Raw genomic sequence first — 23054 nt, 5'->3', positions numbered from 1 at the left:
ACCACACTGATGGGTAGTACCGTGGGGACATGAGTCCCGTCAGCGTCCCGACGCCCACCGTTCCGGTGCGCGCGGAGGTGGCGAGCCAGTTCGCGCTCCTGGCCGACCCGCTGCGCCTGAAGATCGTGGAGTCGCTGTCCCGCGAGCAGCTGTGCACCTGCCACTTGGTTGACATCACCGGCGCGCGCCAGACCACCATCAGCAACCACCTGAGGCTGCTCCGCGAGGCGGGCGTGGTGGTGAGCGAGCCCGAGGGGCGCTACACCTGGTACCGCCTCGCTCCGGGCGCGTTCACGCAGGCGCTGCGCGCGCTCGCCGGCTTCGCGCACGACGGCCCCGACGCCGCGCGTCTGCGGCCTGCGTGCGCCACGCCGGTCGGCTGACCCTCTCGTCAGCTCACCGCCGACGGTCGTCACGGGGCTGTTGCGCCGAGCAGCTCATGCACCCGGCGCCGGACGTCCTCGCGCACCAGCCGCATGCGCTCGGTCCCTTCGATGCCCCGTGAGGAGGGCTCGTCGACGTCCCAACGGACGACGGGCGTGCCGTCGGCGGTGGCGACCTGGGCCTCGGTGCCGAGGACCACGACCAGGTCCGCGTCGGTAATCAGCTCGTCGGTGATCGGCTTGGGCTGCTCGCCGGTGATGTCGATGCCCACCTCGGCCAGGGTGTCGGCCGAGCCGGGGTGCACCGTCGGGCTGGGTGCGGTGCCGGCGGAGGTGACGCGCACGTCGGGGAAGTCGTGGCGCGCGATGGCGGCGGCGATCTGCGACTTGCCGGAGTTGTGGACGCACACGAACAGCACGGACTCGGGCGGGGTGGTCACTCAGTTCTCCTCGAGGTCAGGGCCGCGCGCTGGCGGTCCAGGTCGTGCTCCCGTACCCAGGCCATGGTCGCCGTCTGGACGACGTCCCAGGGGGAGCCGAGCGGTGGGGTGTAGGACAGGTCCAGTCCGTCGACGTCGGCGACGCGCATCTCGTGGGTGAGGGCGGTGGCGTAGACGTCCACCCGCTTGGCGATCTCCGCGCCGAGCGTGCCGACCAGCTGGGCGCCGAGCAGGCGGCCGGTCGCGGTGTCCCCGATGACGCGGATCGTGACCGGCTTGGCGCCCGGGTAGTAGGCCTTGTGGTCGTCTCCGGTGGACTGGACGGTGGCAGGGGCGAACCCGGCCTCGGCCGCCTCGCTGTCGCGCAGGCCGGTCCGGGCGATGACCAGGTCGAAGACCTTGACCACCTGGGTGCCGAGGCTGCCGGGGTAGACGGCCGATCCGCCGAGTGCGTTCTCGCCCGCGACTCGGCCCTGCTTGTGCGCGGTCGTGCCCAGCGGCAGATACGTCAGCCCGAGCAGGCGATGGTGCGTCGTCACGCAGTCCCCGGCCGCCCACACGCCCGGCAGCCCGGTGGACATGTCGCGCTCCACGCTGACAGCCCCGCGCGGACCGGTGGTCGCCCCGGCAGCGACGAGCAGCTCGGTGTCCGGCCGCACACCGACCACCACGAGCACCAGGTCCACGTCCCAGCGCGCCTGCCCGTTCGCCCCCGTGGCGTGCACGCTCAGCCGGGTCGGACCGTCGGAGGCGGTCACCTCGGTGACGGTCGTGGCGGTGTGCACCTCGACGCCGTGCCGGGTGAGCTCCTCGCGCACCACCGCTCCCAGCGTCGGGTCGACGGTGGGGAGCACCTCGGGCAGGGCCTCGACCTGGACGACGTCGATGCCGCGGGCGGTCAGCCCTTCGGCCATCTCCAGGCCGACGTAGCCGGCGCCGACAATGAGCGCGCGGGACGGGCGGTGGGAGTCCAGGTCCGCGGTCAGGGCGAGCGTGTCGCCGATCGTGTGCAGCAGGTGCACCCCGTCGGTGGGCCCAAGGGCGTCCAACCCGGTGACGGGCGGGCGGACGGGGACTGCGCCTGTCCCCACCACCAGGGCGTCGTACGGCAGCTCGCTTCTACCGTCCGGTGCGTCGACGAGCAGGCGCCGTCCCGAGACGTCGATGCCGACGGCCCGCGTGTTGACCCGGACGTCCAGACCGGCGTCACAGAGGTCGTCCAGGGTGCGGTGGGCGAGGTTGCGCCAGTGACCGACCTCGCCGGACACGTAGTACGGGATCCCGCAGATGGAGAAGTTCGGGTACTCGTCGGCGAGCACGACCGTCACCTCGGCGGTGGGGTCGAGCTCGCGGGCGCGCAGAGCGGCGCTGATGCCGGCGTCGCTCCCGCCGACGGCGATCAGGCGCATGTCAGGCGGTCGCCGCGGCGGGCTCGACGCCGAGCTCGTCGAGGAGGGTGAGCACACGGGTGCGGATCTCGTCCCGGATCGGACGGACGGACTCGATGCCCTGGCCCGCCGGGTCGTCGAGCTGCCAGTCCTCGTAGCGCTTGCCGGGGAAGATCGGGCAGACGTCGCCGCAGCCCATCGTGATGACGACGTCGGACGCCCGGACCGCGTCGGTGGTCAGGACCTTGGGCTGCTGGTCGCGGATGTCGACGCCGACCTCGAGCATCGCCTCGACGGCGACCGGGTTGATCTGGTCCGCCGGCATCGACCCGGCGGAGCGGACCTCGACGGCGCCGCCGGACAGGTGCTGCAGGAACCCGGCCGCCATCTGCGAGCGGCCGGCGTTGTGCACGCACACGAACAGGGCAGACGGGCGGGTGGTCTCGGTCATGGCTCTCCTCGGATGTGGGTGGGGGCGGGTCAGCTGAGGGTTGCCGCGAGCGCCCCGACGCGCGCAGCGAGATCGTCGTAGATCGCTCGCACGCCTTCGGGAGAGGCCATGGCGGGGTCGCCGATCGGCCAGTCCTCGTACCGCTTGCCCGGCAGTACCGGGCACGAGTCGCCGCAGCCCATGGTGACGACCACGTCGGCGGCGCGGACGGCGTCGTCGGTCAGCGGCTTGGGGAACGGGTCCTCGGCGTCCGGCTGGTCGGCGAGGAGCTCGCTCAGCAGCGGGGCGACGGTGGCGTGGACGTGCGCGGCGGGCAGCGAGCCGGCCGAGCGGACCACGACCCGGTCACCGGCGATCTTGCGCAGCAGTGCGGCGGCGAGCTGGGAGCGGCCCGCGTTCGCCGTGCAGACGAACAGCACCTGGGGTCGGCTGTCCGCGCCCGTGGCGGTGCGAACCTGGTCCTCGAGCCGCTGCCGAGCGAAGCGCTCGGCGAGGACGGACAGGTGCGTCGTCACCGTGGCGGTCCGTGCCAGCGCGGCGTAGGACTCGCGTACAACCAGCCACACCACGTCTCCTGAGATCTGCGGGAAGCGGTCGCCAAGCCGCGCCACCGCGCGCTCCAGGACTGCCTCGGCGTCCGGGCGCGGCCCCTCCTCGAGGTCCTCGTCCTGCCGGGGACCGGTGGCCGCCTGTGCGAGGCCGTCGAGCAGCGCGGAGGCGACTCGCCCCATCCCCGGCGCGAGCGTGTAGAAGATCCATGTGCCGCGCCGCTCGGCCCGCACTACGCCTGCTTCGCGCAGGGACTTGAGGTGGTGCGAGACCGTCGGACCGGCGAGCTCGGTGAACGAGGCGATCTCGCCTGCGGCGAGCCGACCACCCGGCGCGGCGGCGAGCGCGGAGACGATCTGCAGCCGCAGCGGGTCCGCGAGCGCGCGGACGACCGGCACCACCGAGTCCGCGACGTCACGCGGCATCGCGTGCACAGCGGTGTTCTGTGCGACTGTCATCGTCACCCATCTCCTTGTTTTGACCATCATCTAGGTAGACGAGGCTTGAAACAAGGTTCCGGCGAGTGGCGGGAAGGTGAACGTCAGTCACACCGCGAGTCGCATCGATCTGTGGGGCAACCACGAAAGCGCCGTTACCTGGACGCGACCCGGCACCGAGGTTCAGTGCTCGCTGAACAACGCCATGCTCGCGAGGCTCGCGCAGAGTGAGTCCGTTCCGTCGACCGGCTTCGGCACCGTCCGCCCGGCAGGAGCCGTAGGCACGGGAGCAAGTCACGCCGGCCGCACCTCCTCACCGGTCGCCACCAGAACCGCGACGGACGGACCCCGCGGCGGCTGCGACGCACCGCTGCGCGACGCTAGTTTCGGTCCCATCACCCCGCCGCCGGAGGAGCACCTGTGCGCGTTCTCGATAACCGGTCGGCACGTGCGCGTGCCGCGGGGGCTCACGCGTCGCGACGGTCCGGGGGCACGTGGGTGCTGCTCGGGCCCGCGTTCGTGGCCGCGGTTGCCTACGTCGACCCCGGCAACTTCGCGACGAACTTCGCGGGTGGCGCCGGCTACGAGTACCGGCTGCTGTGGGTGATCGTCGCCGCCAATCTCATGGCCATGCTGATCCAGGCGCTCACGGCCAAGCTCGGCCTGGCCACCGGCCAGGACCTCGCCTCGCTGTGCCGGGCGCACCTGCCTCGCCCGGTCACGAGGTTGCTGTGGGTGCAGGCCGAGGCCGTGGCGATCGCGACCGATCTTGCGGAGGTGGTCGGTGGCGCGGTTGCCCTGTACCTGCTGTTCGGTGTCCCGCTGCCCGTCGGCGGACTCATCACCGCCGTCGTCGCGTTCGGCCTCCTTGCGGCGCAGTCGCGCGGCCACCGGCCCTTCGAGCTGGTGATCACCGGTCTGCTGGCTGTGATCGCGCTCGGCTTCGCCTACACGTTGGTGGTCGCGGGCGCGGAGCCGGCGGCCCTGGCCGGCGGGCTCGTGCCCGGGTTCGTCGACTCCGACAGCGTCCTGCTGGCCACCGGCATCCTCGGGGCGACCGTCATGCCGCACGTGATCTACGTGCACTCGGCGCTGATGCCTGGCCGGTACGGGCTCGCCGGTCCGGCCGGGGCCACGGTCGCGCCGGCGGCGCTGCGCCGTGTCCTGCGCAGCCAGCGGTTGGACGTCCTGCTGGCGATGGGAGGGGCGGGCCTGATCAACGCCACGATGCTGATCGTCGCCGCCCAGCTCTTCGCTGGCGACCCGGGCGCCGCCACCCTGGAGGGTGCCCACGCCAGCCTCGCTGCAGCTGCGGGCGAGGGCGCGGCGTTGGCCTTCGCGCTCGCCCTGCTGGCCTCGGGTTTCGCGGCGTCGTCTGTGGGGACCTACGCAGGCCAGGTGGTCATGGCGGGGTTCCTGCAGCGCCAGATCCCGTTGTGGCTGCGCCGGGCGCTGACCCTTGCGCCGGCCCTGGTGGTCCTCTCCCTGGGTATCGACCCGACAGCGGCCCTGGTCTGGTCCCAGGTGGTGCTGAGCTTCGGTATCCCCTTCGCCCTTGTGCCGCTGCTGATCTTCACGGCGCGGCGCTCCCTGATGGGCTCGCTGGTCAACCGCCCGGTCACGACCGCGGCTGCCGGGGTCGTGGCGGCGCTCATCGTCGCCCTCAACGTCTTCCTCCTGTGGGACCTGGCCACCTGAGAGGCGCCCCCTCCTCAGGGCAGGGGCGTGATCCAATACGTCCCAGAACCGCTGCGCCGCCGACGCGGTGATGACCAGGTACCAGGCGACCACGATCGGCAGCTGGTACTCCTGCACGACGTCGACCGCCTTCTGCGCTCCCGGGAGCCGTGGCGACGGGATCGCGCGGAGGTTGCGCGCGGTCATGACCACGAACAGCGGGATGGTCACGATCACACGACGAGGCAGTCCGGGCACAGGGCGCCGATGCGGTACAGGCTCTGGAAGACGAGCCAGTGCACGAAGACGGACGCGGCCGTCGCCCCGACCTGCAGCCCTGCCCAGTACCAGCGGGCGAGCCGGGCGCCGGCGAGGATCGCCACGCCCGTCGTCAGGACCACGGTGAAGCCGACGACGCCGATGACCGGGTTGGGGAAGCCGAACACCGACGCCTGCGGAGACGTCATCACCGAGCCGCAGGAGAGCACCGGGTTGAGCGTGCAGCTGGGGAATGTGGTCCAGTCGAGCAGGATCGCGATCCGCTCCAGCAGGAGGGCGACCGCGCGGCGAGCCCCATCCCGCCCATGATGACCAGACCGGCCGAGCCTGCGCGATGCCGCCACAGCTGCGCGCCACCCCGTCGCCGTGCGCGCGGGCGCGGCCTCGGCCGGGCGGCCCGTGGGCGTTCCGGCCGTGCCGGTGGCGGCCTGCCTAGCCATCGAGGGCCGCGGTCAGCGCCCGCTCGAGGTCATCGATGCTGTCCACGGGCAACGGCGCGCCGTCGAGGAAGAACGTCGGCGTCCCGGTGACTCCAGCGGCCTGCCCGTCCACCTGATCGCGCTCGATGCGCGCCAGTGTCGCCGGGTCGTCGAAGTCCTCCTCGAACTGAGCTGCGTCCAGGCCCAGCTCTTCCGCGTAGTCGAAGAACAGGTCACGCTCAGCGGTCTGCTGGTGTCCGCACTCCGCCTGTCTGGTGAAGAGCAGGTCGGATATCTCCTCGTGCCGCCCCTGCTCGCCTGCGGCCTCGGCCGCCAGGGCCGCGTTCACCGAGCTGGCGTGCAGCGGCATGTAGCGGACGACCACCGCGACGCGCCGTACCGCTCCTTGAGGTCCTCGACCACCGCGTAGATCGCGCCGCACGCCTCGCACTCGAAGTCGAGGAACTCCACGAGCTCGACCTCCGCGCCGGTCGTCAGCCGCGGCGAGTCCGGGCGGTTGATGACGGCACCGGTACCGATCATGACGCCGTCGCTGAACAAGTCCATGGAGACCCCGGAGAAGATCCCCACGGCGCGTGTCCTGCTGCCGGTGGCGTCCTCGTCGGGTCGGCCGAGCCTGGCCTGGACGAAGACGGCCACCCGGTCGAGTCCGATGAACGCCGCACCGCCGGCGACGAAGGCCAGCATGGGGACCCACGCGGGGCTACCCGCCAGCGCCTCAGGCATCAGCTCCAGCCCCACCACCGCGAGCACGATGCCAGCGGCCAGGTGCAGCGCCAGGCTCAGCGTGCGGTCCGAGACCCGGAAGAACTCGGCAAGTGCCCCACCGGCGAAGTTGCCCAGCGCGGGCAGCGCCGCCAGACCGAGCACGAGCCAGTACGACGTCATCACCCCACCCTCCGCCGGGACCCGAGCCCGCGCCAGCGGCGCTGCTGCGACCGCGTGGCTCGGCGACGTCAGAGAGCGGCCGGACCGCCACTCGGCTTCGGCAGACTCCCGCCACCTTCCGCTGGAAGACCCGCGTCGGCTGACTTGTGGCGGGTGTAGCGGAAACGTTCGTTTACGCCTCTCGCAGCCGACATCGGTGTGGCGATCGGCGCCGGCACGGACGTGGCGATCGCGCCGGCGGGGTCGTCTTGGCCTCGGGCGACCCTCGCTCGGTCCTGTCGGTCATCCAGTTCTCGCGCGAGGGTTTAGGCGTGGGCAGGTGCAGGTGCTCGTGTGCTGTCATGACCTGTGAGTGCCAAGCCCGCTGGGCCCCAGCCTCTGCGCCCACTGCACGGGCAGTGCGTCGACGGCGACCGGAGCGGCCGAGGCCGGCCCGGAGGGGCGGTGGATCAGGTGAGCTGGAGGGTGGTCACACAGGTCGGGCTGCCCTCGGTCGTGCTGAACGGAACGCTGCCGCTCAGGTCGCCCTGGGTGATCTCGATCGTGCCCTCGACGCCTTCGGGAAGCCAGTAACCGACGAAGCCGTTGGAGTGCGTCGTGGCGCTCTCGTCGACGAGGACCGCACCGTCGGAGTCGGTGATTGTCACCTCCACCGGCTCGTCGACAAGTTCGCCCTGGCAGGTGGCGAGGCTGTGGAAGAAGCACTCGTGCGTGGTCTGGATGTAGGGCGCGATCGACACGTAGAACTGACCCTTGGCGAAGGGGAGGCCGATCTCTGTGGAGCCGTCGCCGAGGAGCACCTCGCCCTCGCGCACGGAAGCCGTGAAGTCCAGTGGCCGGTTCTCGGTGGAGGCGTCGAGCTGCGCGACGATCTCCTGACCGGTCAGGCCGTCGAGACCGAGATCGGCGAGCACGTCATCCTCTGACGTGGTGGCGGAGCAGCCGGCAAGCAGAGCGGCGCTGGCGAGGACAACGGTCGCGACGTGGAACCGAGAACGCATGTGCACATCCTCGCTCACAGTCGTGCATCGTGGACAGGGACACGAGCATCTCGCCGATCTCCATTGGCAGGACGAAGCCCAACTGAGCGAGAACACCGGCGACGAGGGGGACGGCGGCGGTGTTGTAGTCGGGCGGCTCACCACAGGTTCTGCGGTCATCTTCCGGTCACCCGAGGCACATGATGCGGCCTCTCCACCTTCGGGAGCCAGTAGCCCGATGGCCCGGAACAGTGGCCGTGGCCGCCGAGTGCGCCGTCAGCCGCCGCGCTGCCCGAGTGCGCCAGCTCTGCGTCAGCGGCTGAGGCCCTGAACCGGCTCATCAGCAAGCGGCGGGCTGCCCAGAGCGCGCGTCCGACGCAGATGTAGACGCTGGGGGTGCTGCCCAGCTCCGCGGCATGGGGCCGAGGTCGGCCGCAACAACCACAGGTCCGAGTCGCGGGCGACACTGCGCGGCGCGGTCATGATCCATGATGGCCGATTCGGCGCCGATGGCGCAGCCGGGCACTGCGATCAGGCGCAGCACGACGTCGGCATCTGGTTGCGGAACAGGCCTGCGGCGATCCGCAGGCTCTCGGCCATGGTCAGGTAGGGCGCCCAGGTGTCTGCGATGTCGTCGACCGTCATGCCGGCTCTGATGGCGTAGGTCGCGGCGAGCATGATCTCGCCGGCGCTGTCGGCGAGGGCGTGCACCCCCAGGACCTTGCCTGTTGCGGCGTCGGCGACGATCTTCACGGTCCCTCGGGTGTCGCGGTTGACCAAGGCGCGCGGGACCTCTGAGAGGTTCAGCACTCGGGACGTGCAGTCGTGGCCGCGCTCGAGGGCCTCCTTCTCGCTCAGCCCGGCCGAGGCGAGCTGGGGGTTGGTGAAGACCACGGTGGGCAGGCCGGTGTAGTCGACCCGCGCCCCAGGACCGTCCGGGCCGGCCAGTGCGTTGGCGGCGGCAGCGCGGCCTGCGGCGGCGGCGACGTAGACGTACTGCGGGGCACCGGACACGTCGCCTGCGGCGTAGACGCGCGGGTTGGTCGTGCGCTGGAACTCATCCGTGACGACGAAACCCCGCTCGTCGACGTCGACGCCTGCTGCGGCGAGTCCCAGCCCGTCGGTGCGGGCCGCGCGACCGGTGGCGATCAGCAGCCGCTCTCCGCGGACCACAACACCGGACGCAGTCCTTACGACGACCTCGCCTCCGTCGACCGAGACGGCGACGGCGTGCTCTTCGAGGACGCCGATGCCGTCGTCGGCGAAGACCGCGCGCAGGCGTTCGGCCAGCTCCGGCTCGGCCCGTGGAGCCACGCGCCCGACCAGGGACACCCTCGCACCGAGGTGGGCGAAGAGCTGTGCCTGTTCGAGTCCGACGTAGCCGCCACCGATCAGCACCAGAGACCTCGGCACCTGATCGAGCTCCATGGCCGTCGTCGACGTCAACCAGTCCACGCCGTCCAGACCCGCCAGCTCGGGCACCGCCGGCTCGGCCCCGGTGGCCACCACGTACGCCTGGGCGCGCAGAGGCGTGCCCTCGACCGCGAGCGTGTCGCGATCAAGGAACCCGGCGTGCCCAGGCACGACCTCGAACCCATAGGCGGCAGCGACGTCGGCGTACTTCGCACCGCGCAGCTGCTCGATCAGCTCGTCCTTCTGCTGAACCAACGCCCGTAGGTCCACTCCACCTGCGGAGGTGGGAGCGCCGTCGAAGGGATTGGTCAGAGCGGAGTGACGGGCGCCGGCGGCCGCCAGGAGCGTCTTGGACGGCACGCAGCCGATGTTCACGCAGGTCCCACCGAGAACGCCGCGTTCGATCAGCACGACACTGTGCCCAGCCTGCCGCGCGGTGATCGCAGCCGCCATCGCCGCACCACCGGAGCCGACCACCGCCAGGTCCACGTCATGGCCCGCGCTCATGCCAGATCCCTTCGTCGCCGGTCCTTGCTCCAGGCATCAGCCTTGACCTTCCACCGCACTGGAAGGTCAAGGCCGGTAGGCTCGGCAGCTGGAGGCGATGTGCGTATCGGAGAGCTGGCCCAGGCGAGCGGCACCACGACCAAGACGCTGCGCTACTACGAACAGGCGGGGCTCCTCCCGGCGCCCGAGCGCACCATCACCGGCTACCGCGACTACGAGCCCGCGACCCTCCAGCGACTGAACTTCATCCGCCGTGGTCAGGCCGCCGGCCTGACCCTGGCGCAGATCCGAGAGGTCCTGCACGTACGAGACGCCGGCGGGGCGCCCTGCCACCACGTCCGCGAGCTGCTCGACAGCCGCGTCCACCAGCTCGACCGCCAGATCGCGCACCTTCAGGCGTTGCGCGAGACCGTCACCGAGCTGCGGGACGCCGCCGCCGAACCTGACCCAGGGGCCTGCGACCCGACCGCGGTGTGTCGGTACCTCTGAGCCGCGACCGTCATTCGCGCATCGGCGGCAGGTCAGGGGGCGGCGGAGAACCGTGACCGGCAATCGCCCGCCGACGACGACCTTCTCGCCGCTACCGGCAACGGACAACGGCTCTACAGCCCGAAGGCGCCGCCCTCGATGAGGATGACGATGCCCAGGCCGATCAGGACGAGGGGGAACAGGACGTGTTCCCAGCGTTCGAGGACTTCGGCGATGGGTCGTCGGGTGGCGACGTACCTGGCGGCCAGGACAAGCACGGCGACCAGGGCGAGGAACACGACGGCGTACGCGGCGGTCGCGGCGGGGCCGACGGTGAGGAAGACCGGCACGTAGACGCCGATGTTGTCGCCGCCGTTGGCGAAGGTGACCGCTGCGACGGTCCAGACGGCGGCGGCCTTGCCCGGGTCGTCATCGTCGTCGTCGCGGCCACGCCAGCCCCGCAAGGCGGCGTAGAGGCCGAGGAGCAGGGGGATGAGTCCGAAGTAGGCGATGGCGTCTTCGGGCAGGAAGGCGTTGGCGCCGAGTGCGACCAGGACGGAGGCGATGAGGATGGCGCCAAAGCCGAGGTACTGCCCGGCGATGATCTTGGCGGTGGCGCCTGGGGCGCCGGCGCCGCGGGCGAAGAACAGTGAGAGCACGATGATGTCGTCGATGTTGGTCACCAGGAACAGGCCGACGGCTTGCAGGGCGGCTACGGCCAGGTCCATCGAGGGGGCCCTTTCGGTTGGTTGCGGTGCGAGGCGCCGGCGCGCTACCTCGCGGCTGTGGCGGGGGCGGCCGATAGAGAGGACGACCGGGGTCGAATCCACACCCGAGGGGCGCTAGCATCGATCCATGCCGATGATTATCGCAAGTCCTGATGTGAGTGGCCGGGTCGAGCTGGCGCCTGCGGGGGCGTTGTTCCGAGGGCTGGGCGATCCGACGCGCCTGGCGCTGGTGCGCCGCCTGGCGACAGGCGAGGCGCGGGTCGTGGACCTGTGCACCGAGCTGGGCCTGAGCCAGTCCACCGTGTCCTCACACCTGGCCTGTCTGCGGGAGTGCGGGTTGGTCGACTACCGCGCGCAGGGACGCGCGTCGGTCTACCACCTGACCCGCCCGGAGCTGCTGGACCTGCTGGCTGTGGCCGAGGGCCTGCTGGCCGCGACCGGCAACGCGGTGGCCTTGTGCCCCACCTACGCACGTCCCACCACCTCTGACCCGATCACCAAGGAGAGCGCACGATGAGCGACGCCTGCGGCTGCAGCGACGACGCGACCACCCCCGGCGGCAAGGAAGCCGAGGAGCACGAGGTCGAGCGGCTGTGGGAGGTCAGCGAGCTCCGCTTCGCCGCCGTCGCCGGCGTGCTGCTCCTGGCGGGCCTGGTCGCAGGGTCCAGGGATCAGTCCGCAGTTGGGACGGTGCTGAACTGGGTGGCGCTGCTGGTCGGTGCGTGGACGTTCGTCCCCAGCACGATCCGGCGACTGGTCAAGGGCAAGATCGGCGTCGGGACGCTGATGACGATCGCCGCGATCGGCGCGGTGCTGCTGGGTGAGGTCGCTGAGGCGGCCGCGCTGGCGTTCTTGTTCTCCATCAGCGAGGGCCTGGAGGAGTACTCCCTGGCACGCACCCGCCGCGGCCTGCGTGCACTGCTGAGCCTCGTGCCCGCTACCGCGACGGTTCTGCGCGACGGTGCAGAGACCACGGTGGCTCCGGCTGAGCTGCGCGTCGGGGACTTGATGGTGGTCAAGCCCGGGGAGCGGGTCGCCACGGACGGGATCATCCGCACCGGTCGCACCGCCCTGGACGTCTCGGCCATCACCGGTGAGTCGGTGCCCGTGGAGGCCGGACCCGGGCAGGACGTCTACGCGGGGTCGATCAACGGATCCGGGGTCCTCGAGGTAGAGGTGACCACCACCGCGCAGGACAACTCCCTGGCGCGGATCGTGCGGATCGTCGAGGCAGAGCAGTCCCGCAAGGGCGAAGCGCAGCGCCTGGCCGACCGCATCGCCAAGCCGCTGGTGCCCGGTGTGATGATCGCCGCCGCGCTCATCGCCGTCGTCGGCAGCCTCCTGGGCGACCCGGGCACGTGGATCGAGCGGGCCCTGGTCGTGCTCGTCGCAGCGTCGCCGTGCGCCCTGGCGATCTCCGTCCCGGTGTCCGTGGTCGCCGCGGTCGGCGCCGCCTCCAAGCAGGGTGTGCTCATCAAGGGCGGCGCGGCCGTGGAGGCCCTCGGCGCGATCCGCGGGGTCGCCCTGGACAAGACCGGGACGTTGACCCGCAACGCCCCCGCGGTCGTGGCCGTCGTCGCCGCGCCGGGCCGGACCGAGGAGCGCGTCCTGCAGGTCGCGGCCGCCCTCGAGGCACGCAGCGAGCACCCGCTGGCACGGGCAATCCTGACCGCCGTACCCGCGGTCAGCCCCGCCAACGACGTCGAGGCCGTCCCCGGTGCGGGCCTCACCGGGACGTTCGAGGGTCGACCGGTCCGGCTCGGGCGACCCGGCTGGGTCCACACCGGGTCACTGGCCGGTGAGGTGGAGCGGATGCAGCAGGCCGGCGCGACCGCCGTCCTGATCGAGGAGGACGGCTCACTGCTCGGTGCGATCGCCGTGCGTGACGAGCTGCGGCCCGAGGCCGCGCAGGTCGTGGCCCAGCTGCGCCGCGACGGATACCACGTCGCCATGCTCACCGGCGACAACACACTGACTGCGACCGCGCTGGCCCGCGAGGTCGGCATCGACGACGTCTACGCGGACCTGCGCCCGGAGGACAAGGCCGCACTGGTCGCCCAGCTGCGCACCCAGCGCCGCACCGCGATGGTCGGCGACGGCGTCAACGACGCCCCCGCCCTGGCGACCGCCGACCTCGGCATCGCGATGGGCGCGATGGGCACCGACGTCGCGATCGAGACCGCCGACGTCGCGCTCATGGGCGAGGACCTGCGTCACCTGCCCCAGGCGTTCGCCCACGCCCGCAGGGCCAGGCGCATCATGCTGCAGAACGTCGGCCTGTCCCTGGCGATCATCATCGTGCTCATGCCCCTGGCCCTGACCGGTGTCCTGGGCTTGGCCGCCGTGGTCCTCGTTCACGAGGTCGCCGAGGTCTTCGTCATCGCCAACGGCGTCCGCGCCGGCCGGACGCGGCCCCTTCCCCACGACACGATCCCAGACACGACCGCGACGGCCGAGCGTGCAGCGATGGCCGAGCGTTGACCGCCCCGACCACTGACAGGCCGGTCCGGCTGGCGGTCTCACCGGTGAGGCGACGCCTGGCGGCAGGCGTGGGTGTCGTCCTCGTCGCGGCCACCGACCTCGGTGTGAAGGCGTGGGCGGTGAACGGGCTGCAGGATCGGGTGATCAGCCTGGGCGTGGTCGACCTACGCCTGGCGTACAACCCCGGGGTCGCCTTCTCCGTCGGTGCCGGTGCACCGGCATGGCTGGTGCTGACCGTGACCGCGATCGTCACCGCTGCGGTCGGCGTGGTCGCCTGGCGCACCGCCGCTGCCAGCACCAACGGGCGGCTGGCTGCCTTGGCCCTGGTCCTCGGCGGCGCCACCGCCAACCTCGCCGACCGCGCCGCAGACGGCGTCGTCACCGACTACCTGCGCAGCGGGTGGTTCCCGACCTTCAACCTCGCCGACACCGCCATCGTCACCGGCGCCGCCCTGCTGGTGCTGTCCACCCTGCGCCAACCCGCACCCGCAACACCGAGCGAGAACGGCACGATCGGTGCCCGGTGAGGGAACCCGCGCAGGCCTCGCGTTGAGCACCGCCACGAGTACGATCGGCGGCCGGTGCTCACATCAACGTTCGTTACGATGACCGTATGACGGCCGAGGGGTGCGACCTGCTGTGCCTGGACGTGTCGCGCGCCGAGGCAGTCCGTGCAGCACTGCCAAAGGCGCACCGCTCCCAGGCGATGGCGATCGCCGCCAAGGCACTGGCGGACCCGGTGCGCCTTCGCACGGCAACTGCCCTGGCCCTCGGGGCCGAGTTGTGTGTCTGCGATTTGGCGTGGGTCGTCGGGGCCGCGCCGAACCTGGTCTCGCACCACCTGCGTGTCTTGCGCCGCGCCGGCCTGGTGACCTCCCGCCGGCACGGCAAGCTGGTCATGTGCCGGCTGACCTCCCAGGGCGCGGCGCTACTGGACGCCCTGGGCGTCGCCGCACCGGGTGAGAGTCTGTGGGCGGAGCCGTCCGAGCTGATCACCGCTCGTGGATGAGCCGACCGCGGCCGGCGGACCTCCGGTCAAGGGATCGCCCGCACGGGCACGGCCGCGCCGGCCACTGACCGGCCCGCGGGTGATCCTCCTGGTCCTGGTCCTCGTCACTGCAGGCGTGGTGGCGGTCCAGCTCACCGGCTTCCTGTCGGCGGGCCAAGGCGCGGCGGCAGAAGGGCCCTCGGTGGCTGCGGGCAACAGGACGGTGACGGAGTACGCGCCCGAGGACCGAGGCGAACCGGTGACGCTGTCGGGAACCGGGCTGACTGGTGAGGCGATCGACATCGCCGCATGGCGCGGCGACGTCGTGGTGATCAACGTGTGGGGTTCGTGGTGTGCGCCGTGCCGGGAGGAGGCGCCGATCCTTGCCGCCACGTCGGCTGCGTACGCGGACCAGGGGGTGCGGTTCGTCGGGGTCAACGTGCGCGACAATCCGGCCGCGGCGATCGCGTTCGAGGAGAGCTACGGGATCATCTACCCGAGCATCGACGACAGGAATGGCAAGGCCCTGCTGAGCCTGGCCGATCACCTCCCCGGAGCCGGGGTCCCGGTGACCCTGCTCCTGGACCGGGACGGGAGGCCGGCGGCGCGCGTCCTCGGCGCGGTGCAGGAGTCGACCCTGACCGCGCTGCTGGACACGGTCCTGGCCGAGCCCGCCACGTCGTCGTGAGCGTGCTCCAAGACCTGGTCGCGACCGGCCCGATGCTGGCGGCCGTGGCCGTCGCGGCCCTGGCGGGGCTGGTCTCCTTCGTGTCCCCGTGCGTGCTGCCCGTGGTGCCCGGGTACGTGTCCTACGTCGCTGGCGGCCCCTTGCTCGATGAGGGCGTCGCGACGCGGCGACGTCCGGTGGTGGCGGGTACTGCCTTGTTCATCCTGGGGTTCGCCTCGGTCTTCGTCGCCTACGGGGCCCTCTTCGGCGGTCTTGGTGCGACGCTGCAGTCCTCGCAAGCGGTGCTCACCCGTGTCCTGGGCGTCGTGGTCGTGGTCATGGGGCTGGTCTTCGCAGGCTGGCTGCCCCGATCCCAGCGCCAGCTGCTGCCGCGGCTGCGTCCTAGGTCGGGCCTGGTCGGCGCCCCGCTGATGGGTGTCACCTTCGGGCTGGGCTGGACGCCGTGTCTGGGCCCGACCCTCGCCACGGTGCAGACCTTGGCGTTCACCGAGGCCAGCGCCGGGCGCGGGGCGGTGCTGGCCGGCGTCTACGCCGCCGGGCTCGGTCTTCCGTTCATCGCGGTCGGTCTGGGCATGCGCCGGGCACTGACCGCGACCGACTGGGCCCGCCGGCACACCGTGGGGATCAAACGCGCTGGTGCGGTCATTCTCATCACCACGGGTCTGCTGCTGGCCACCGGGGTGTGGGACCACCTCATGCGCGGCCTGCAGTCCACGATCTCGGGCTACACCACAGTTCTGTGAACGATGTCGACAAACGAAAGGCGCCCACTGATGGTGAACCGTAAGCAGGAAGCGGCTGAACGCGCTGCCCGGCTGACCGAGATCCGCGAGCAGCAGCGGCGCGCCGAACGCCGCCGCACGGCGGTCATCACCGGCACGAGCGTGCTCGTGGCCGGGGTCCTCATCGGAGCGACGACCATCGTGCTCGTCGGCGAGCAGCGGCGCGCCGCCGAAGTCGCCGACGCGGCCTCGGGGGAGATCGAAGGCGTCGCGACCTTCAGCGACCTGTCAGCCGGCCACGTCCAGCAGCCGGTGCAGTACGAGCAGACGCCTCCGGTCGGTGGCGACCACGCGGGCACTTGGGCGAACTGCGGGACGTACACCGAGCCGATCCCCAGCGAGCTCGGGGTGCACTCTTTGGAGCACGGTGCCGTGTGGATCACCTACAGCTCGGACCTGCCGGCCGAGCAGGTGCAGCGGCTGGCCGACCTGGCCGACGGCAACGCGTACGTGTTGCTCAGTCCGTTCGATGGGCTGCCCGAGGAGCCGGTGGTGGCCAGCGCCTGGGGGACCCAGCTGGCGCTGGAGACGGCGGATGACCCGCGCCTTGAGCAGTTCCTGGTCAAGTACCAGCAGGGTGAGCAGACACCGGAGCCAGGTGCGCCGTGCACCGGTGGGGTGGACGCCTGATGAGCGAGAACGCTACCGCGCCGCGCAGGATCCCGACCGCTGCGGTGGTGATCCTCGTAGCCGCCGTAGTCGGAGTCGCCGGCCTGGTCGCCGGCTCGGCCCTCACCAGTGGAGGGGAACCTGTCCCGCAGCCGGCCGAGGGGTCAGCCGAGGCCGGGTTCGCCCGCGACATGCAGGCACACCACGCCCAGGCGGTGCAGATGTCCACCATGGTGCGTGACGCCACGGAGGACCCCGAGGTCCGGTCCCTGGCGCTGGACATCATGCTCACCCAGCAGCAGCAGGCTGGGCAGATGTACGGCTGGCTGGAGCAGTGGGACATGCCGCAGGCCAGCCTGGCCGCGCCGATGCAATGGATGAGCGAAACCGACTCCGGCATGGGGCCCATTGAGCACGGTGCTGACGCGACCGCGGCGCCGGGGTCCGACACGGTTATGCCCGGGATGGCGAGCGACGCGGACCTGGGCAGGCTCGCCGACGCAGGAGGGGTCGACGCCGAGGTGCTGTACCTGCGGCTCATGGTGGCGCACCATGAAGGCGGCGTGGCCATGGCTCAGGCGGCGCTCGACCTGGTCGAGGACGACGACGCCCGTCGTCTGGCGCAGGCGATCGTCAGCTCCCAGACCGCCGAGCTCGCGGTGCTCAACGACATGCTCGACGCGCGGCAAGCCGTGTCGACGGGCCAGTGACCGAGCCAATCGACGCCTGGCCCGGCAGCGCCGTCGCCGAGGCCGCAGGATCCCGGCCAACCGGGGACGCGCTCGAGGATGCTGCGGTCAGTGACCGTCTTGAGGAGGCGGCTCGGCCTGGAGTGATGGCGATGCCACCGCGCCCGACGGGGCAGGGGCTGCGGGCATGGGGCCGGTGGGCGTGGCGGACGCTGACGTCCATGCGGACCGCGGTGCTGCTCTTGCTGGCTCTGGCCCTGGCCGCCGTGCCCGGGTCGCTGCTTCCCCAGCGGGGGGTCGCGTTCGATCCCGGCGCCGTGACCCGCTTCGTGGCCGACAACCCGGTGGTAGGCCCGTGGTTGGACCGGCTGGGGTTCTTCGAGGTGTACTCCTCGCCCTGGTTCGCCGCGATCTACCTACTGCTCATGGTGTCCATGACTGGATGCGTCCTGCCGCGCGCCGCGCGCCTGTGGCGGTCGACACGCGCCGAACCCCCACGGGCGCCGACCAATCTCGCGCGCTTGGACGGCCACCGTCGTACGACCGTGGCCGCCGAACGGGCGCAGGTCCTGCAGGCGGCCGCGTCTCACCTGAGGGCACGGAGGTTCCGCGTCGTTGTCGACGACGATTCCGTGCGGGCAGAGAAGGGGTACGTGCGCGAGGCCGGCAACCTGGTGTTCCACCTGTCGCTGCTGGTGCTGCTCTTCGGTGTCGCGATCGGGTCGCTCTTCGGTTTCGAGGGCCGGGTGATCGTCGTGGAAGGTGCTTCCTTCACGAACACGCGGCTGCAGTACGACGAGTTCACCCCTGGGCCTTTGACTGACGCCGAGACGCTGAGTCCGTTCTCGGTCACACTGGACGACTTCACCGCCAGGTTCGAGACGGCCGGCCCCCAACGCGGCAGCGCCCGGGAGTTCCAGGCCGACCTGACTGTGCTGCGCACGCCCGGCGGCGACGCGCAGAAGGTCACCGTCGAGGTGAACCACCCGCTGCAGGTGGAGGGGACCAAGATGTTCCTCACTGGCCACGGTTACGCCCCGGTGGTCAGCGTCACCGATGGCCGCGGTCAGACGGTGTTCTCCGGGCCGGTGGTGTTCGTGCCCTTCGACGGTAACCTGTCCTCCGAGGGCGTGATCAAGGTCCCAGACGGGCAACCGACCCAGCTGGGGTTCGAAGGGTTCTTCCTTCCCACTGCCTCCGTCAACCCCGAGGCCGGGCCTCGATCGCTGTACCCGGACCTGGTCGATCCCCAGCTGCTGCTGACTGCCTACACCGGTGACCTCGGTCTGGGCGACGGCGCACCGCAGTCGGTCTTCCGCCTGGACAAGACCGATCTGAGCCAGGTCATGGACGGGGGCGAGCCGTTTGCGCGCGCTCTGCGACCCGGTGAGTCGATGACGTTGCCCGACGGGCAGGGGACCCTCACGTTCGAGTCGGTCTCGCGGTTCGCGAACTTTCAGATCGCTTACGACCCCGGCAAGGAGCTCTCCTTGGTCGCCGCGGTCGCCCTCCTGCTGGGCCTGACGGCCTCACTGGCGGTCCGCCGACGCCGGGTCTGGGTCCGTGTCACCGCAGCGTCCGCAGGCGGCCCCGTGACCGTCGAGGCAGCCAGCTACGCCCTGACCCGACGTGAGCCGGTCCCCGGCGAGCTCTCGTCGCTGCTCGCCGCCCTGCCAGGCGCCGAACCGGCCGGCAACGGCGCTGCCCCGCACGACCGAGAGGATTGAAGATGCCCACCCCCACCCTCCTGGCCGAGCTGAGCGACCGGCTCATTTACAGCGCCATCGCGGTCTACGCGTTGGCGATGCTCGCCTACGCCTACCAGGCCGCGCGCCGATCTCGCCCGGCAGCGGACGACGCGCCTCGCCTTGAGCCGGTCGCCGCCGGCAGACATGGCGCCGTGCTCGCCCCCCAGTCGCCGGCCTCCGCGGCCCCGCCTGGGATCCGCGATGCAGCCGCGCGTCGCACGGAGCGGATCGCTGCGGCACTGACCACGCTCGCGTTCGTGCTGCACCTGGCCGGGGTCGTGGCCCGGGGCCTGGCGGCGGGCCGCGCGCCGTGGGGCAACATGTACGAGTTCACGGCCGCCGCCACACTGGCCGCCACGGCCGCCTATCTGGTGTTCCTGCGACGCCAGCCGGTGCGGGACCTGGGTGTGTGGATCCTCGCGCTGGTCACCTTGTGCCTGGGGCTTGCCGTGACGGTGCTGTACACCCCCGCGGGGGACCTGGTCCCGGCGCTGAACTCCTATTGGTTGGTCGTCCACGTCGCGGCGGCCATCATCGCCGGTGGCGTCTTCACCGTCGGGGCCGCCGCAACCGGCCTGTACCTGCTGCGCCGCCACGCTGCCGCGCGCGACGCCGACGGAGAGGCGACCCGGGGCTACGCCGGGCGGCTGCCCGCAGCCGCCGCCCTGGAACGCGTGGCTCATACCGCCCACGTGTTCGCCTTCCCGGTGTGGACGTTCGCCGTGCTGGCCGGCGCGATCTGGGCCGAGGACTCCTGGGGTCGGTACTGGGGCTGGGACCCCAAGGAGACCTGGGCCTTCATCACCTGGGTGCTCTACGCCGCCTACCTGCACGCCCAGTCCACCGCCGGGTGGCGCGGAAGGAAGGCCGGGTGGCTCGCCCTGGCCGGATACGCCGCATTCCTGTTCAACTTCGTCGGCGTGAACCTGTTCATCACCGGCCTGCACTCCTATGCCGGCGTCTGAGGAGCGGCCGATGCCGGTGCGCAGCCGGAGGGTGGGGGACGACCCAACCGGGACGCGCCGGTGAGCACACGATCCTACGGAGCCTCCTCCTCGGCCAGGGGGTCTGGTCCAGCTGCTGCGGCCGGTGGGGACCCTCGTGTTCACGCCGCTCCCGTCCGGGGGGTCGAGCGCGTCGAGGCGCAACGCCGCGCCGGTGGCGCCTTGCCACCTGGCCGCATGGCGCCCGGGCTGGCGCTGGTCGGAGCAGGCGTGGGTGGCTGGGCGACGAGCCTGGCGTTTCCTGACCGGGGATGGTGGCCGCTGGCCTACGCCGGCATGGCGTGCCTGCTGCTGGCGATGCGCGGCGCACCACCGGTCCGCGCCGCAGGCATCGGCCTGGTCTGGGGCCTGGCCTTCTTCCTGCCGCTGGTGCACTGGGCACTGCAGGCCACCGGATCGGTGCTGCCGTGGGTCGCGCTCAGCGTGTTCCAAGCGCTGTACGTCGCCGGCTTCGGGGCACTGTGGGCCTACGCGCGCAGAGCCGTCTGGATCACCGGCCGCCCGCTCGCCCAGGCAGCCACCGCAGCCGTGCTGTGGGCCGCCATCGAGCAGGTCCGCGGCTCCTGGCCGTTCGGGGGCTTCCCGTGGGGCTTCCTGGCCTTCTCCCAGACCGAGGCGCCCGTGCTGCGACTCGCGCCCTACGGCGGGGAGGTCCTGGTCTCCGCGATCGTCGCCGCGACCGGGGCGCTGATGGCGCTTGCGCTGCAGTACCTGCGCCGCACTGCGGTGACGGCCGCGGGTCGGGCGCTGCTCGCTGCGGCGCTCCTGGTCGGCGCCCCGGGCCTGCTTCCCCTGAACGCCGGCCACGAGAGCGGCTCACTGCTGATCGGAGCCGTCCAGGGCAACGTCCCGCAGCAGGGCGCCGACTGGGCCGAGCAGGCCCGCGACGTCACGGCCAACCACGCAGAAGGTACAGAGCGGCTCGCAGCCGACGCCGGAGGGCGCCAGCTGGACCTGGTGGTGTGGCCGGAGAGTGCCGCCGACATCGACCCCCGCACCGACCCGGCGCAGGCTTCGACCGTGGACCGCGCCGCCGCAGCGGTCGGCGCCCCACTGCTGCTCGGGACCCAGCGGTTCCCCAAAGGGCAGGACATCCGCTACAACGAGATCATCACCTGGACCGCCGGTGCGGGGGTCGGCGACACGTATGCCAAGCAGCACCCGGTGCCCTTCGGAGAGTACGTCCCCTTCCGCTCCTTCTTCCGGCAGCTGACTCCACTCGTCGACCGGGTCGCCACGGACATGGCAGCCGGCGGCGCCCCCGCAGTGATCGATGTGCGGATCGACGCGCTCGGACGAGACGTGCGCCTCGCCACCGGGATCTGCTTCGAGGTCGCCTACGCCAGCCTCATCCGCGAGGGAGTCCTCGACGAGGCAGAGCTGATTCTCATCCCGACCAACAACGCCTCGTTCGGGCGCACCCCGGAGTCGACCCAGCAGCTGGCGATGTCGCGCTTCCGCGCGGTGGAGCACGGCAGGTCGACCGTCCAGGTCTCCACCGTGGGCGTCAGCGCCATGATCAGGCCGGACGGAACGGTCGTCGCACGCACCGGCCTGTTCACCGACCAGGAGCTCATCGCCTCGCTCCCGCTGCGCACCGCGCTCACCCCGGCGGCGCGACTGGGCACGACGCCGCAGACCGCCTTCTACCTCCTGGCGGCGGCCGCCATCGTCAGCGGTGCGCTGGCAGGCCGCCGACGACGGGGCCGCGACCACAGCTGGCGTCCCTCCCCGCGGCGGCTCCGCGCGCCGGGCGACCAGACCCCGACGCTGCGCGCGCGGGCCCTGCGGATGCCGGCCCGGGTGTGGATCAGCCGCGTGTGGCCCCCGTGGCTGGAGTGGCGCCTGATCGTCGGTCTCCTCGTGCTGATGGCCGTCGCGGCCTACACCGGGATCCGGCTCGGCCAGGACATCGTCGAGAAGACCACCACCACAGTGTCGACAACTTCCGGTGCCGCGGCCCCGTAAATCTCGACCATCACGGTTGCCCCGGTGGCGCCCCCGAGCCGTTCAGGCGCGCGAGGTAGGCGTTGTACTCCTCGAGCTCGGCGTCGGCGCCGCCGTCACGGTCGATCTGCCGGTCCCGCGCCCTGGACCGCTGGGTGTCGCTGCGCTGCCACCTGCTGGCGATCAGCAGGAGCATCAGCAGTCCCGGCGCCTCCCCGTAGGACCAGGCCAGCCCACCGGCCAGCTGCTGGTCCCGCAGGGCATCGATCCCCCAGCCGGCCGGCGGCGCAGCGAACAAGGGGACCATCGGCGCAGTAGCCATCATCACGATCACCCCGAAGAACGCGTGCAGGGGCATCTCCAGCACCAGGTCCAGTGCCCGCCCATGATGCGTCTGCCGGATCGGCAAGGGGTCGGTGGACAGCACCGGCACCGTGAACAGTAACCCGGCCACCAGGAACCCCACCTCCAGGGCCAGGTGCCCGGTCCAGGTGCGCAGCAACGGGTCGGCGAGCTCGGCCAGGTACAACCCGTAGAACGCCAGCAGGAACAACGGCACCATCACCGCCGGGTGCACGAGTACCCGACTGACCGGACTGCGCAGGGCGCGCCGCGCAGTGATCAGCACCAGCCGGCCCACCCCCCGGTGCGGTGTGGCGCGCAGCAGCAACGTGCCGGGGCGCCCCAGCACCAGCAGCGGCGGGACGAGCATCATCAACGTCAGCTGCTGGAACATGAACGCCGAGAACAGCCGCAGCCCGTACCCCTCGATGCCCGCACCCGTCACGACCGCCAACACCAGGCAACCCACCGTGAACGAGATGGTCGCGCCGATCGACCAGCGCCGCCCCCGCAGCCACAGCCGGCACGCGCCCGCCAGGTACAGCACCAGCAGCACCGCGGCCAGCACCGGAAGGACCGGCACCGGTTGCAGCGTCGGGGCCAGCATCGTCTCCAGGGACGGTGGTGCGGTCGGCAGCCACACCGGCCCCGTGACGCCCGGGTCGTCCTGCACCCGCTCCTCCTCCGAGTCTGTGCGCTTCCTTCCGACGGCCAGATGGATTTGCAGGCCATCGTCCGGGCCGCGAAG

Annotated in this window: 25 protein-coding genes; 14 read left to right on the top strand and 11 right to left on the bottom strand. The window is 71.6% G+C overall.

The genetic code is table 11. From position 1 onward, the window contains the following. Positions 1-29 precede the first annotated feature (29 nt). Positions 30-383: an ArsR/SmtB family transcription factor gene (locus IEV86_RS14825; RefSeq protein WP_081978401.1), complete on the top strand. Its 354-nt coding sequence runs from the start codon at positions 30-32 to the stop codon at positions 381-383. Positions 384-412: 29 nt separating this feature from the next. On the opposite strand, the gene IEV86_RS14820 is transcribed toward IEV86_RS14825, so the two are convergent. From IEV86_RS14820 to IEV86_RS14805, 4 genes are read right to left on the bottom strand one after another with little or no spacing between them, the layout of a single operon-like run. Next, entirely contained in the window at positions 413-823 is a 411-nt protein-coding gene (locus IEV86_RS14820; RefSeq protein ID WP_043601982.1) for an arsenate-mycothiol transferase ArsC, read from the bottom strand. Then, positions 820-2232, bottom strand: a complete 1413-nt coding sequence (locus IEV86_RS14815; protein WP_043601980.1) for an FAD-dependent oxidoreductase — start codon at positions 2230-2232, stop codon at positions 820-822. Before IEV86_RS14815 ends, IEV86_RS14820 begins: the two co-directional genes overlap by 4 nt. Before the next feature lies 1 nt (position 2233). Next, positions 2234-2662, bottom strand: a complete 429-nt coding sequence (locus IEV86_RS14810; RefSeq protein WP_043601978.1) for an arsenate reductase ArsC — start codon at positions 2660-2662, stop codon at positions 2234-2236. Between the two features lie 29 nt (positions 2663-2691). After that, positions 2692-3669 (bottom strand): metalloregulator ArsR/SmtB family transcription factor, encoded by a 978-nt coding sequence (locus IEV86_RS14805; RefSeq protein WP_043602112.1) that lies wholly within the window; start codon positions 3667-3669, stop codon positions 2692-2694. 399 nt (positions 3670-4068) lie between these two features. Between IEV86_RS14805 and IEV86_RS14800 the strand changes: the two genes are divergently transcribed. Beyond that, positions 4069-5346: an Nramp family divalent metal transporter gene (locus IEV86_RS14800; RefSeq protein ID WP_081978400.1), complete on the top strand. Its 1278-nt coding sequence runs from the start codon at positions 4069-4071 to the stop codon at positions 5344-5346. A gap of 212 nt (positions 5347-5558) precedes the next feature. Here IEV86_RS14800 and IEV86_RS14795 read toward each other — a convergent pair whose 3' ends face one another. The 5 genes from IEV86_RS14795 to merA all read right to left on the bottom strand — a co-directional run bounded on the left by IEV86_RS14795 (position 5559) and on the right by merA (position 9832). Then, positions 5559-6044 carry a vitamin K epoxide reductase family protein gene (locus IEV86_RS14795; protein WP_152605505.1) on the bottom strand — a complete coding sequence of 162 codons (486 nt, stop codon included), beginning with the start codon at positions 6042-6044 and terminating at the stop codon, positions 5559-5561. Next, positions 6037-6393 (bottom strand): DsbA family protein, encoded by a 357-nt coding sequence (locus IEV86_RS14790; protein ID WP_161784005.1) that lies wholly within the window; start codon positions 6391-6393, stop codon positions 6037-6039. The genes IEV86_RS14795 and IEV86_RS14790 overlap by 8 nt, the downstream gene beginning before the upstream one ends. Then, positions 6369-6932 (bottom strand): ZIP family transporter, encoded by a 564-nt coding sequence (locus IEV86_RS14785; protein ID WP_188484735.1) that lies wholly within the window; start codon positions 6930-6932, stop codon positions 6369-6371. The genes IEV86_RS14790 and IEV86_RS14785 overlap by 25 nt, the downstream gene beginning before the upstream one ends. A 449-nt stretch (positions 6933-7381) precedes the next feature. Further along, complete coding sequence (locus tag IEV86_RS14780) at positions 7382-7951, bottom strand: CueP family metal-binding protein (protein WP_225753206.1); 570 nt, start codon at positions 7949-7951, stop codon at positions 7382-7384. Between the two features lie 492 nt (positions 7952-8443). Continuing rightward, positions 8444-9832: a mercury(II) reductase gene (gene merA / locus IEV86_RS14775; RefSeq protein WP_043601976.1), complete on the bottom strand. Its 1389-nt coding sequence runs from the start codon at positions 9830-9832 to the stop codon at positions 8444-8446. 99 nt (positions 9833-9931) lie between these two features. On the opposite strand from merA, the gene IEV86_RS14770 reads away from it, so the two are divergent. After that, the gene (locus tag IEV86_RS14770; RefSeq protein ID WP_043601974.1) at positions 9932-10321 is read left to right on the top strand and encodes a heavy metal-responsive transcriptional regulator; all 390 of its coding nucleotides are present in this window, start codon (positions 9932-9934) and stop codon (positions 10319-10321) included. A gap of 113 nt (positions 10322-10434) precedes the next feature. Here IEV86_RS14770 and IEV86_RS14765 read toward each other — a convergent pair whose 3' ends face one another. Next, positions 10435-11028 (bottom strand): cadmium resistance transporter, encoded by a 594-nt coding sequence (locus IEV86_RS14765; protein WP_043601971.1) that lies wholly within the window; start codon positions 11026-11028, stop codon positions 10435-10437. A 127-nt stretch (positions 11029-11155) separates the two neighbouring features. Between IEV86_RS14765 and IEV86_RS14760 the strand changes: the two genes are divergently transcribed. The 11 genes from IEV86_RS14760 to lnt all read left to right on the top strand — a co-directional run bounded on the left by IEV86_RS14760 (position 11156) and on the right by lnt (position 21985). Next, positions 11156-11545: an ArsR/SmtB family transcription factor gene (locus IEV86_RS14760; protein ID WP_188484734.1), complete on the top strand. Its 390-nt coding sequence runs from the start codon at positions 11156-11158 to the stop codon at positions 11543-11545. After that, positions 11542-13509, top strand: a complete 1968-nt coding sequence (locus tag IEV86_RS14755) for a heavy metal translocating P-type ATPase (RefSeq protein WP_043601969.1) — start codon at positions 11542-11544, stop codon at positions 13507-13509. The genes IEV86_RS14760 and IEV86_RS14755 overlap by 4 nt, the downstream gene beginning before the upstream one ends. A 44-nt stretch (positions 13510-13553) precedes the next feature. Beyond that, positions 13554-14036, top strand: coding sequence for a signal peptidase II (locus tag IEV86_RS14750; protein WP_229734669.1), 483 nt, complete (start codon positions 13554-13556; stop codon positions 14034-14036). A gap of 86 nt (positions 14037-14122) precedes the next feature. After that, a complete protein-coding gene (locus tag IEV86_RS14745; protein WP_043601967.1) occupies positions 14123-14518 on the top strand; it encodes an ArsR/SmtB family transcription factor in 396 nt (131 codons plus the stop codon). Between the two features lie 79 nt (positions 14519-14597). Next, entirely contained in the window at positions 14598-15185 is a 588-nt protein-coding gene (locus tag IEV86_RS14740) for a TlpA family protein disulfide reductase (RefSeq protein WP_229734668.1), read from the top strand. A gap of 2 nt (positions 15186-15187) precedes the next feature. Then, a complete protein-coding gene (locus tag IEV86_RS14735; RefSeq protein ID WP_306460041.1) occupies positions 15188-15928 on the top strand; it encodes a cytochrome c biogenesis CcdA family protein in 741 nt (246 codons plus the stop codon). Positions 15929-15958: 30 nt separating this feature from the next. Then, positions 15959-16597 carry a thioredoxin-like domain-containing protein gene (locus tag IEV86_RS14730; protein ID WP_043601961.1) on the top strand — a complete coding sequence of 213 codons (639 nt, stop codon included), beginning with the start codon at positions 15959-15961 and terminating at the stop codon, positions 16595-16597. After that, positions 16597-17286 carry a DUF305 domain-containing protein gene (locus tag IEV86_RS14725; protein ID WP_043601956.1) on the top strand — a complete coding sequence of 230 codons (690 nt, stop codon included), beginning with the start codon at positions 16597-16599 and terminating at the stop codon, positions 17284-17286. Before IEV86_RS14730 ends, IEV86_RS14725 begins: the two co-directional genes overlap by 1 nt. Before the next feature lie 200 nt (positions 17287-17486). Further along, positions 17487-18992, top strand: coding sequence for a cytochrome c biogenesis protein ResB (gene resB, locus IEV86_RS14720; RefSeq protein WP_229734667.1), 1506 nt, complete (start codon positions 17487-17489; stop codon positions 18990-18992). Positions 18993-18994: 2 nt separating this feature from the next. Continuing rightward, entirely contained in the window at positions 18995-19978 is a 984-nt protein-coding gene (gene ccsB, locus IEV86_RS14715; protein ID WP_043601953.1) for a c-type cytochrome biogenesis protein CcsB, read from the top strand. A gap of 216 nt (positions 19979-20194) precedes the next feature. Next, complete coding sequence (gene lnt / locus IEV86_RS14710; protein ID WP_081978398.1) at positions 20195-21985, top strand: apolipoprotein N-acyltransferase; 1791 nt, start codon at positions 20195-20197, stop codon at positions 21983-21985. Positions 21986-21995: 10 nt separating this feature from the next. On the opposite strand, the gene IEV86_RS14705 is transcribed toward lnt, so the two are convergent. Then, positions 21996-22979, bottom strand: a complete 984-nt coding sequence (locus IEV86_RS14705) for a cytochrome c oxidase assembly protein (protein WP_013882291.1) — start codon at positions 22977-22979, stop codon at positions 21996-21998. Positions 22980-23054 lie beyond the last annotated feature (75 nt).

This window comes from Cellulomonas carbonis (genome assembly GCF_014636275.1).
GTDB lineage: Bacteria > Actinomycetota > Actinomycetes > Actinomycetales > Cellulomonadaceae > Actinotalea > Actinotalea carbonis.
The sequence above is the reverse complement of the archived record's forward strand: the minus strand, read 5'-3'. Positions and strand labels throughout refer to the sequence as shown.